At 39.7% G+C, this 12,323-nt stretch carries 10 protein-coding genes; 8 read left to right on the forward strand and 2 right to left on the reverse strand.

Annotated elements, in window-relative coordinates; genetic code table 11:
- The first annotated feature begins 617 nt into the window (after positions 1-617).
- The 4 genes from H5084_RS19580 to H5084_RS00570 all read left to right on the forward strand — a co-directional run bounded on the left by H5084_RS19580 (position 618) and on the right by H5084_RS00570 (position 5,475).
- Positions 618-1,529, forward strand: a complete 912-nt coding sequence (locus H5084_RS19580) for an SHOCT domain-containing protein (protein ID WP_182689202.1) — start codon at positions 618-620, stop codon at positions 1,527-1,529.
- 69 nt (positions 1,530-1,598) lie between these two features.
- Entirely contained in the window at positions 1,599-2,846 is a 1,248-nt protein-coding gene (locus tag H5084_RS00560; RefSeq protein WP_182689203.1) for a putative zinc-binding metallopeptidase, read from the forward strand.
- 531 nt (positions 2,847-3,377) lie between these two features.
- Positions 3,378-4,376: a gluconate operon transcriptional repressor GntR gene (gene gntR, locus H5084_RS00565; protein ID WP_028868045.1), complete on the forward strand. Its 999-nt coding sequence runs from the start codon at positions 3,378-3,380 to the stop codon at positions 4,374-4,376.
- Positions 4,377-4,590: 214 nt separating this feature from the next.
- A complete protein-coding gene (locus H5084_RS00570) occupies positions 4,591-5,475 on the forward strand; it encodes an AEC family transporter (protein ID WP_182689204.1) in 885 nt (294 codons plus the stop codon).
- 108 nt (positions 5,476-5,583) lie between these two features.
- Here H5084_RS00570 and H5084_RS00575 read toward each other — a convergent pair whose 3' ends face one another.
- Complete coding sequence (locus H5084_RS00575) at positions 5,584-6,111, reverse strand: gluconokinase (RefSeq protein ID WP_182689205.1); 528 nt, start codon at positions 6,109-6,111, stop codon at positions 5,584-5,586.
- 451 nt (positions 6,112-6,562) lie between these two features.
- Here H5084_RS00575 and H5084_RS00580 point away from each other — a divergent pair, with 451 nt between their 5' ends.
- The 4 genes from H5084_RS00580 to gndA all read left to right on the forward strand — a co-directional run bounded on the left by H5084_RS00580 (position 6,563) and on the right by gndA (position 11,195).
- Positions 6,563-7,579: a TRAP transporter substrate-binding protein gene (locus tag H5084_RS00580; protein WP_182689206.1), complete on the forward strand. Its 1,017-nt coding sequence runs from the start codon at positions 6,563-6,565 to the stop codon at positions 7,577-7,579.
- Positions 7,580-7,640: 61 nt separating this feature from the next.
- Positions 7,641-8,198: a TRAP transporter small permease subunit gene (locus H5084_RS00585; protein ID WP_220485858.1), complete on the forward strand. Its 558-nt coding sequence runs from the start codon at positions 7,641-7,643 to the stop codon at positions 8,196-8,198.
- The gene (locus tag H5084_RS00590) at positions 8,191-9,513 is read left to right on the forward strand and encodes a TRAP transporter large permease subunit (RefSeq protein WP_182689207.1); all 1,323 of its coding nucleotides are present in this window, start codon (positions 8,191-8,193) and stop codon (positions 9,511-9,513) included. The genes H5084_RS00585 and H5084_RS00590 overlap by 8 nt, the downstream gene beginning before the upstream one ends.
- 179 nt (positions 9,514-9,692) lie before the next feature.
- Complete coding sequence (gene gndA / locus H5084_RS00595) at positions 9,693-11,195, forward strand: NADP-dependent phosphogluconate dehydrogenase (RefSeq protein WP_182689208.1); 1,503 nt, start codon at positions 9,693-9,695, stop codon at positions 11,193-11,195.
- Between the two features lie 160 nt (positions 11,196-11,355).
- On the opposite strand, the gene H5084_RS00600 is transcribed toward gndA, so the two are convergent.
- Positions 11,356-12,225: a DMT family transporter gene (locus H5084_RS00600; RefSeq protein WP_182689209.1), complete on the reverse strand. Its 870-nt coding sequence runs from the start codon at positions 12,223-12,225 to the stop codon at positions 11,356-11,358.
- Positions 12,226-12,323 lie beyond the last annotated feature (98 nt).

Below are 12,323 nucleotides of genomic sequence, written 5' to 3' on the forward strand. Positions count from 1 at the left end.
GAATGTCTTTAAAAGTACAAAATATTAAATAATCTTTAATGAAATTAATATCATTTATACGTATAAAAAATACAATTGAACAGTGTTTAATCGCACATGTTTGAGGAAAATAACATTTAAAGATTTAATTCGTATCGAATTTAAAAATCAATGCTATTAAATAGAAAAAATAATGAAGATAACTTAATCCATATATCTTTTTCTTTAAAGCATCAAAAAGAAACAATTAAAGAGATGAAAAAAGCAATGTAAATAGTTCGAAAACGTCTAACTTTTGAAGATATGTAAAGATTATAAAAAAGACTACCTGTAATCTCTTTTTCTATCATTCAGAGCTCTTAAGTATCTATTAAAAAAGAGATTAATTTATATTAAAAATAAATAAAAAAGAGTGCTCGATAAAGCTGCTAAGAAGCTCAAGAATGATGCTATGATAGTGCATCTTTTAACCGCCACCTTGCGGTTAAACAAACGACCTTAAGATATAATCAAGCGGTATTCAGTATGAGTAATATAGGCAGGATGTTTATTAAACACCCTATTACACAACAGACGCTAACCCAGCCTTTTTCTTTGGCTATTTACTCCCACTCAATTTATAAAAAGGGCATATTATTATGCAAAAACTAACTAATGTTGGTGAAAATCTCGTCAATGATATAGCGTCACGTTATGGCTTAAGTCACGGTGCAGTGACTCACATGTTAGTTGCAGTGAATAATGGCGGCGGCTCTATGGCACAATTTAACTGCCCTGAATTAGGTGGCTCAGGACAATGGATGCGCGGTGGTATGACCATGGTCGGCGATATGTTTAATAACGGCCTAAAAACAACCGTCGACAATTTATGTAATGAGTTAGCAAACATACTCAGTAACAACCAAATTTTTCCGGTCATTCCAGCAGGTACACCAGGCAGCAATCAATGGTGGCCAAGTAACCTCGGCAATCCATTTAGTAGCGGCGCTCAAAACAATATCCGTTATGCGGTTTTTCCAAATCGTCTAGCAGTGGAATTGAATGGCCAAGTGTCCGTCTATGACACATTAGACCACAACATTGGTGGCGTCAGCCAACAACAAGGTAATAACACTTCTCTGACTTTCAATAGCCAGTGGGGCACCATTAATGTAAGCAGTTTGCCTTTGATCACAGGTCAACCATTACCAGTAGTAGCGAAAACTAACTTTGCAGACGTGGCTGCGCCTGCTATGAATAACATGCCAACAAATAACAATCTTAGCAATAACAGCCTTAACAATAATAACGGCCTAAATAGCAGCGCGAATAACAGCAGTAGCCAACAACAATCAACAAATGGCAACCTAGACAACAATTACTCAGCTAATACAAACGGTATCAACAACGATAACAACAGCCACAACAAGCAACCGATAGATCAGAAAGACCAAAAATCTATTACTCAGACGCTTGATATCATAGAAAAGTTAGCACAACTGCATGAGATGGGCGCATTAACAGATGACGAGTACAATACTAAAAAGTCGGATCTATTAAGTCGTATTTAAGCAAGAGTATTTCTGCAAGTTAAAGCATTAAATATGCTGGCTTTTCATTTTTGTTAATAGAGTATTTATATGAAAACATTTCAATGTGACTGCGCGGATCAACCTATTTTGTTTTTTGAAAGCAGTCATTGCCTCGCTTGTAACAGAACCGTAGGGCTCGATGACAACTTTGATCAAGTAGAGCCCTATGAATTTGATCAAGTAACAGGTTCATTTTTTAAAGCGATTGCACCCACTATCCATTATCAAAAATGTGATAACAACGCCCAATTTGAAGCCTGTAACGGTATGGTAAATTTAAATACGTTTGTGCCTGTTGAAGGCAAAGATGAAGTGTTGTGTTTTGCTTGTCGTTTTAACGAAACAGTGCCCGATTTGAGTATTGCTGAACATATTCCGTTATGGCAAAAAATGGAAGTAGCAAAGCGTCGTGCATTGTATACCTTAAAAGCGCTTTCATTACCGCTCAAGACGATCGCGCAAGACCCAGACAATGGATTAAGTTTTGATTTTATTACCGACCGTAATGTTAATGACCACTTTACTAGCCCATTAGCCGGCCATGAAACTGTGTTTACTGGCCATGATTGTGGTCATATCACTATCAACCTAGCCGAAGCCGACGATGTTTCTCGCTCACAAACAAAAGATGCGATGGGTGAACGTTATCGTACATTGTTAGGGCATTTTAGACATGAATTAGGGCACTACTACTTTGACCAATTAATCGTCCATACGCCAGAAAAACAACAATTATGTAAGCAATACTTTGGTGATGATCAGCTCGATTATCAAGAAGCACTAGACCAGCATTACCAACATGGCGCACCAAAAAATTGGCCTGAACATTATATTAGTGAATATGCCACTATGCACCCCTATGAAGACTGGGCAGAGTCTTGGGCGCATTATATGCACATCATTGATACCCTAGAAACAGCACAGAACTTTTCCATTACCGGCTCAACATCTGGTGAACAGGCGGATTCTGAAGAGGTAGGAGAATTAAACTTACCACAAGATGCGTACTTTTTTTCAGGGCAAACAGCGATCAGTAATATTCTAGATACGTGGGTCGATTTTTCAGTGATCCTCAACTCCTTAAACCGGAGCATGGGATTAGCAGATGCCTACCCTTTTGTATTAACGCAAGCTGTGCGTACTAAACTATCCTTTATCCACCATGCAATTCATCATAAATTGCATTTATTGCCAGCGCTAACACACAAGACAATACCAAAAAAAGTCAACAAAGCGGCACCTAAGGTAACTCCTACAGCTGCTCCTAAAACAGTGTCGAAGCCCCTTGTACCTTAGTGACAACCTCTAACTTTCAATTAATTGATAATGCAGCTCCTTCGATCTGCATTATCAACACCATAAATTCCATTTTATTATTTATCGATCCCACATTAGACCATTATTACATTGAATTGACTGCTTCATGGATGTGGGTTACCGCTAGATTAGGAATATTTTTATAGTTACAACTAGGTCGTCGCAACATAAAAACCACCAGCCCAAAAAAACAAAAGACCCTTACCGTAGCTTGGTTAAAACTCAACACAAACACTCAAATAACCCTCATCCTAGGTTATACCTTACCTTTAACAGATGTCAGTCTAACCCTGTTTTGTATCCTCGACCTACTACGTTGGCGTAGCAGTCAGCTCACTTTGAAATAGCAAAAAGTCATAGGGTGAATTAATTCGTCCTATGACTGCGTACTTGATATTTTTTGTTACTGGCTAACACTTTTTATTATTTGTCTGTGCCAAGTTGATTAATGTTGTGGCATCCATTAACGAGTCTTGTTATGTTACAGGTAACATTCCATAGGCTATGATTATGAGCAAGAAAAGAAGACCTACCCTCCAAGATGTCGCTAACATTGTCGGCGTAACCAAAATGACTATTAGTCGTTACCTGCGAGACCCACAACAAGTCTCCTCAGAGATGCAAAAAAAGATATCGCTCGCGGTAGAAGAATTAGGTTACATTCCTAACCGTGCACCGGATTTACTGTCTAATGCAAAAAGCCACGCCATTGGTATCTTAGTGCCCTCTTTAACCAATCAAGTATTCTCTGAAGTGATTCGTGGTATTGAGCGAGTGACAGAAGCGGCGGGTTATCAAACCATGTTTGCTCATTATGGATACAGTGCAGAGCTAGAAGAAAAACGGATTAGTTTTTTATTGTCTTATCATATCGACGGTTTAATTCTTTCTGAAAGCCAGCACACCCCGAGAACGTTAAAGATGATTAAAACGGCGGGTATTCCTGTGATCGAAATGATGGATGTGGCGTCACCGGCAATTGAACAAGCAGTGGGAGTTGATAATCTTGAAGCGAGTTATCAGATGGTTTCTGCGATGATTGCAAAAGGTTACCAGCATATTGTTTATTTAGGGGCGCGCTTAGATACTCGAACGAAATTAAGACAACAAGGTTATGAAAAAGCGATGCGAGAGCATGGCCTTAGTTGTAAAAGTATGATGACTGAAGCGGCTTCTTCATTTTCACTTGGTGCGGAACTGTTAACTCGTACGCTAGCTGCCTACCCACAAACAGATGGGTTATTTTGTACCAATGATGACTTGGCGATCGGTGCTATTTTTGAAGCGCAACGAATGGGCTTAAAAATTCCTGAACAGATTGCAGTTGCTGGTTTCCATGGCCACGATATAGGCCAGTCTATGGTGCCAAAGTTAGCAACTGTGGTAACGCCGCGTGAAAAGATAGGTCAGGTCACCGCGCAACAGTTAATTGCACGTTTAGCAGGTGAAGCGATCACCGATGCAGTGATTGATTTAGGGGTTGAGATCCGCCATGGTGAGAGTATTTAATCTCAACTGGAATCGTAAAATAAGGTATTACGGTGATTACATTACAACAATCTCTAGGTTCTAGCTTTTAGGCTTTAGGTTGAGCGATGGTTTTCCTAAACGATTAAAAGCTAATATATACATTGATAGCTGCTCTCTCGTTATAACAGAGCAGCTATTTTACCTATCAATATGACGGTCAACTTCCGCTTTCCGCTACGGTTGAATTATTATTATGTTATTACGCATTATAGAAATTTTATTCCCAATGTTTGTGGTCGTATTGGCCGGTTATATTTGCGCACGCCGTACTTCGATCGACATGGGGCCGATTAATAAGTTAAATCTCGATTATTTTGTACCGGCACTGGTGTTTGCTTCTTTGGTGAATATGCCCCTGGGTAGCAAGCAGGTTAATTTGATTGCCGCGAGTGTGATTGCGGTGATATTACCCGGCCTTTTGATTGCTATGTTATGCCGTTTCTATCATTGGAACGTGAAAGTTTGGGTGCCTCCACACATGTTTCGTAATAGCGGTAATTTAGCGATCCCGCTTTTTGTTTATACCTTTGGTGAAATTGCGAAAAGTGATGCAGTGTTATTAATGATAGTCTCAACCTGTTTGCAATTAACGCTGGGCATTGTGATTATTAGCGGCATTAATAAACAAGGTTTCAAACAATTGTTAAGCATGCCGATTATGTACGCCACTGTGACTGCTCTAGCATTGAATCTATTCGATGTATCTATTTGGGAACCGGTATGGGAGGCTGCTAATTTACTCGGTGAGAGTGCGATCCCTTTAATGCTTTTTTCATTAGGTAGCCAACTCATTTATGTTAATCGTTCGGGAGTTAAAATTGGTTTAATAAGTACGCTGACTTCTTTAGTAAGCGGCGCGATCACCTTTGCAGTGATCTATTTATGGATACCTTTAACCCAATTACAACTACAAATGATGGTGTTATTTACGATGTTGCCACCAGCAGTTATGAATTATTTACTTGCAGAGCGATACCAGTTGAATGGTGCGACCGTTGCTTCTATGGTGTTGTATGGCAACCTATTATCGGTATTAAGCATGCCGCTACTGTTATGGTTTGCTTTAACTATTTTATAACTAACCTCAGTTCTGGATAAGCAACACTTTAAAAAACGAGCAGCACTGTATAATCAATAATATGACTTTAAATATACAGACGCTTTCATTATCTTGAATTGAGGTTAACTAGTTTATTAACGTCTGCGTGGCATCAATACAACGTTGTAGCACGGTTTCGGCACTGCCATCAATATCGATTTTAATAACGTTCTTTTCATCTTCAGAGGGTAACTCTAATGCCTCAAACTGGCTTTTTAATAAAGCCACCGGCATAAAGTGTCCTTGGCGATTCTGCATGCGTTGTAGCACTAGTTCAAAACTGCCATGTAACAACAAGAAAGTCACTTGATTGTTATCTTCACAAATTAATTGGCGATATTTTTGTTTTAACGCAGAGCATACGATCACTGCATTTTCATTTTTTTTCTCAATGCTAAAAGCCGCATCTCGAATTCTTTCTAGCCAAGGAACACGGTCTTGATCATTTAATTCCTGACCAGAAGCCATTTTTAAGATGTTGGCTTTAGGATGTAGGTCATCACCATCAATGAATTTAACATCTAACGCTTTTGCCAGCGATTGGCCAATTGATGATTTACCACTGCTTGCGACTCCCATTATTATTAATACCGCACCACTAGGTAGTTTATTCATCCCGCTCCCTTATCCATCTTGCTTATGTTGATCAAGTTATGTCACTAATATTGCTAAAAACAATATCACGTTACGGGTAACATGTTACGCGTAACGTCTAAGAATGTGAACTGCCCCTCAACAATAAAAAAACACTCACTAGCCTCTCTTTGCAATGATCACACCATGCAAGCGTGCTTATCTAACAAACTGAATTGATAATTAACTTATTTAATTTCAATAAGATAAAAGTTAAAAGAGGTCATAAAGAATGACAAGAAAAAGACCAGAATAAGCGCTAAAAAATGATCTTTATCAAGAATAAGGTTAATATCTGCTTATGAATTTGTGATCAAAAACACGAAAAAATCCGGCAGTTACCGGTAACATGCGCTTCAAGTTACCGGTAACCTATTTGTAACTGGACATGATTAATTTGAAATTTACACTTATTGGAAAAAGGAATCTCAACATGAAAAAGCTTCACAAATCATTACTCTCGGGTGTTATTGCAGGCCTGTTATCGACTTCTGCAATGGCGGCTGATTTTGTGTTTAAAATTCAATCGTCTGATCCTTCTGGTGACAAAAATTTCCAGGTACAACAAGAATGGGCTGATCGTGTAGAGAAGATGTCTAATGGGCGTATTGATATCAAATTATTACCTGTTGCAAGTGTGGTAAAGCATACTGAAACACTAGGTGCGATTAAAATGGGCATTTTAGATGGCCAAATTACTGCAACTGGTTATTTCTCAGGTCAAGACCCTGCCTTTGGTTTAATTGGTAATATGGTCGGTGCATGGTCTGATACAACGCAGCTTTTACAATATATGAACTACGGTGGCGGTAATCAGTTAATGACTGAGTTATACGCTCCTTATGGTGTGAAGTTTGTTGGCGCATCAACTACCGGTGTTGAGTCGTTTGTTTCTAAAGTACCGCTGAATGGTGTTGCTGACTTAAAAGGACTTAAACTACGTGCTCCAGAAGGCTTAGTACAACAAGTATTTGCTGCAGCTGGCGCGTCTCCAGTTAACTTACCTGGTTCAGAAGTATTTACAGGGCTAAGCAAAGGCGTTATTGATGCTGCCGATTACACGGTATTCTCAACTAACCAAAAAAATGGTTTAAATGATGTGGCAACACACCCTGTTCAACCTGGTTTTCACTCATTACCTCTGATCGATATTTCAGTAAGCCAGAAAAAATGGGATAAATTACCAATGGATCTTCAAGAGATCTTAACGGTATCTGTGCGCGATTTTTCTTACGATATGACGACGCAGTTAAAAATTGCCGACCAAGCAGCGATTAAAGAAGCACAAGCAAATCCTAATATCACTATTCACGACTGGTCTGCTGAAGAACGTAAAAAATTCCGTAGCATCGCTCAAGGTCAATGGAAAGCATTTGCTGCTCGCTCTGAAAATGCCTCTAAGGTATATACATCGGTGACCACCTTCTTAGCTGAAAACGGTCTGTTATAAGCAATAATCTCAACTTAATCGCAAGGGTTGCCTCAACCCTTGCTTTATCTGGAAGCCTCTTATGCCTACCAAAAAAGTCATGCCACAACCTCAAGAAGATGAACAGCCTAAGAACAAACTTGATGCTGCTATTTTAAAAGTAAGTAACTGGCTGAGCATGTTGTTTATTTTCACTGTCTTTATTTCTTTTTATGAAGTGGTGATGCGTTATGTATTTAACTCACCAACTATTTGGGTACATGAAACAGCGTCTTTTATTGGCGGCTCGTTATTTGTGATTGGTGGGTTATATGCTTTCGCATCTAATAAGCATGTGCGTGTAGTACTTATTTACGATGTTGTTTCTCAGCGTACCCGCCATTACCTTAATTTACTGCACCATATCATTGGGATCAGCTTCTCTGCACTAATGACTTATGGTGCTTATACACTCGCCGAAAGTGCGTGGTTTTCTCCGCTAGGCGAATTGCGACTCAATACTTCAGGTAGTGCGTGGAACCCTCCTTTCCCTGCACTCTTAAAAGCGGTTATTTTGATTAGCTTTTGTATTCTTACTATTCAATTTTTATTGCATTTGATTGCCGAAATCAAAGCGCTAAGGAAACACTCTCATGTTTGATTTATCTGCAATTGGCATCGGCTATGGCAGCTTATTAATGCTGTTTATGATGATAGCGCTACTGTTAACAGGTATGCAGCTAGCATTTGTGACTGGTTTTGTTGCACTCTTTTTTACCGTGGGTTGGTTTGGTATCGACGCACTGCCTTTGGTGACTAGTCGCTTATATAGCTTTGTAGACAGTTATATCTTTCTTGCGGTGCCGATGTTTGTATTGATGGCCGCGTTATTAGATCGTTCCGGCATTGCCCATGATCTATTCGAAGCCATGAAGTTATTCGGCAAGCGTTTACGTGGTGGTGTTGCGGTACAAACTTTATTAGTTGCGGTTATATTAGCTTCAATGTCAGGCGTTATTGGTGGTGAAACGGTATTACTTGGTATATTAGCGTTACCACAAATGCTGCGCTTAGGTTACGACCGTAAATTAGCTATTGGCACAACCTGTGCTGGCGGTGCTTTAGGTACCATGTTACCTCCAAGTATTGTACTTATTATTTACGGTTTAACCGCTAGTGTATCTATTGGTGACTTATTTAAAGCCTCCTTTGTACCTGCATTATTACTGGCTATTTTTTATATTCTATATGTATTAATACGTTGTAAATTAAACCCTGCTTTAGCCCCTTTACCTACGGCTGAAGAACTCGCGGAAGATGCCAAAACACAACCTAACTTTTTTAAAGCCTTATTCTTCCCATTATTGTCGGTGGCAGTGGTACTTGGCAGCATTTATAGTGGTATTGCATCGGTCACAGAAGCCTCTGCATTAGGTGTTGTAGGCATTATGCTAAGTACTTGGATCCGTAAAGAGCTTAATATTTCAATGCTACAAGATGCCGCGATCTCGACCATGAAAACCTGTGGCATGATCATCTGGATTGGGATTGGTGCCAGCGCATTAGTTGGTGTTTATAACCTGATGGGTGGAATTGATTTTGTAGGTGACACTATACTGGCACTCAGTGGTGGCAGCCCTACGACTACACTCCTTATTATGATGGCTATCCTATTAGTATTAGGTATGTTCCTTGATTGGGTTGGTGTCGCATTATTAACTATGCCTATTTTTGTACCGATTATTGTTAGCTTAGGTATGGATCCTGTTTGGTTTGGTGTTGTATTCTGTTTAAATATGCAGGTCTCATTCCTTTCCCCTCCTTTTGGTCCGGCTGCTTTCTACTTAAAATCTGTAGCGCCCAAAGATATTAGCCTGGGTGAGATATTCAGTGCACTAGTGCCTTTCATCTGCTTACAAGTGTTAACACTTGCATTGGTCATTATTTTCCCAATCCTAGCCTTGTGGTGGAGATAACAGCTTAGAAATAAACATCTTAAAAATAGTTACACTAGAAGTAGTCGCGTTATAAATAGTAACGTGAAACAGTAACGTCGAACTAATCACGTAAAATAATAAAGATGGCCTAATAAGAAGCATAATAAATATGGTCATTTAGCCATAAATCAGGCGTTCATTTAAATATTGAGGTTTTAATGCAAGAACAAAAAGATATTGCCGTGATCGGCTTGGGTGTAATGGGTGCAAACATGGCACTAAACTTAGCCGAGCGTGGGTTTTCTGTGGTCGCCTTTGATACCAATCAACTACGCAGCCAAGAGCTACTAGGGCAACATCAGTTATTAACCGCGGCACCATTACAAACAGTGCAAGATCTAACACAATTAATGGCACAACTTACTGTGCCTCGCCGTATTGTATTATCTGTTCCAGCGGGTCCTATCGTCGATATTATTTGCCAGGATCTAATTGCTGCGGGCTTAGCACCTGATGATGTTGTCGTCGACACTGGTAACAGCCAATGGCGAGACTCCATTACTCGCCACCAAGCTTATCTAAATAAGTTTCATTTCTTTACTTGTGCCATTTCCGGTGGCGAGCAAGGCGCACGTTTCGGCCCCTCGTTAATGCCCAGCGGTGACAAAGCCGCATGGCAGCAATTGAAACCGATGTGGCAAGCTATCTCAGCAAAAGTTGATCCAGTAACAGGGGCTGAAATTGCACGTACTCATGTTGAACAACCGCTACCTGAAGGCGAGCCCTGTGCTGAATACATTGGGCCGATTGGTTCTGGGCACTTTGTGAAAATGGTACATAACGGCATTGAGTATGCGGATATGCAAATGATTGCCGAGACAGTTCAATTCATGCGCCAAGTATTAGCCATGTCTGCCGTTGAAGTCGCTGATGTCTTTAGTCAGTGGAACAAAGGCAAACTACAAAGTTATCTGATTGGTATTACCGCTGATATTTTACGTACCGTAGATCCTAAAACTGGCCAGCCTTTGGTTGATGTGATCCTAGATCAAGCGGGACAAAAAGGTACCGGTAACTGGACCGCTCGTGAGGCTTTGGAATTAGGTGTCCCTGCGAATGCGATTGCAGCTTCGGTATTTGCGCGCTGTTTAAGCACACAAAAGAAAACACGTGCTATTGGTGCATCACAATTAGCCGGTCCGGAGGTACAAGCAAAAGATAAAGCACTATGGATAGATAAATTATCAGACGCTTTATATTGTTCAAAAATATGCAGTTATGCACAGGGTTTTGAGCTGATGTCAGCTGCGGACAAAGAATATAACTGGCAACTTGATTATGTGGTGATTGCTAAAATTTGGCGTGCAGGCTGTGTTATTCGCGCCACTTTCCTGAATGATATTGCCGAGGCTTATCAAAGCCAGCCTCAGCTTCCCAACTTAATGCTTGCAGAGCGATTTAGTAACGACCTTGCTAAAGGACAATTAGCATGGCGACAAGTATTGACCGAAGCAATCGGCCAAGGTTTACCAATGTTAACCACCAGCTCAGCGATCGGTTATTATGATAGTTATCGTGAAGCGGACTCATCAGCAAGCTTAATACAAGCAATGCGTGATTATTTTGGCAGTCATACCTATCAGCGTAAAGATCAAGATATTACACAGCATTTCCATTTTGATTGGCACTTTGGTCAAGGCGAGCAAACACTTAATCATTAATCTGTATTCAAGATGACTTTGCGAGGAAATATGCTTTGCAAAGTCATCACTTCAATTTTCACTCTTTTATTTTAATTTCCTTCATTCTGATCATTTTGATGTTATTGCCACACAAGGTATTAATACCATCACTGGTTGGCTTGTCAACCATGGATACAATTCACCTTGAATGATAACGGGCATAAGAATACGCCAAACAAGCGCTAACGATAATAGCTAAACCTACGACTTGAAATAGCTGAAATTTTTGTTCAAAGAAGATAGCTTGTAATAAAGCGGCAATAAATATATTTAAATAAAATATAGGGGCTAGTTCTGCGCTCGACAGAGATCGTTGATACGCTTTAGTTCTAAATAATTGTGTGCCAACACTCAATGCCCCCATTACTCCAATGACTGCCGCATAAGGAAATAACCAATAAGCAAATTCAGAAGTAGATGACGGCATTAATAACGTGGCAATGGGTAATACTAATATTGCTGCAATTAAAAAACTAACGCCATTGATCATAAATGGGTCTAATTTAATTTGGCTGGATTTGTACATCGATACTTGCGAACATGCATTAAAAAAACCCGCTAATAACCCTAGCAACATGCCCCACTGAAATTGCACACCATTGATCACTCCAGATTGCACAATAACGCCAAAAAATGAAAAAACTAATGTCAGTACTATCGGTCTAGATATTGTGGAGCTATATAATATTTTTTCAATAATCGGAATAAACAGTGGGCCGGTACTAAATAAAACCACTAACTCAATCAGGCTTAATTTCGATAATGCTAAAAAGAAGCAAAACTGCGTTAACGCGATAAAAATAGAACGTTTTCCGATCACCTTTGTTTCAGCGAAAGTTGGAAGTTTCGCTCTTAATATAAAAGCAGTAGCTAACATAATAATCGCAGGGATTATCAAGCGAGCCATCAGTAACACATTAATAGGTACAATATGCTCTAAGTACTTGGCGAGAAAGCCACTTAATGACAAACAAACAGTAGAGAGAAGCATTAATAAAAGAGGCGACATTAAGCTTGATACCGATGGTGATTGTAAGATGTGGAGTGCTTTACTCAGATATTTGAGCACACACACAAGTCAGGATGAGGCAATATAATAGACTATTA

It is taken from the genome of Psychromonas sp. SR45-3 (assembly GCF_014163575.1).
GTDB lineage: Bacteria > Pseudomonadota > Gammaproteobacteria > Enterobacterales > Psychromonadaceae > Psychromonas > Psychromonas arctica.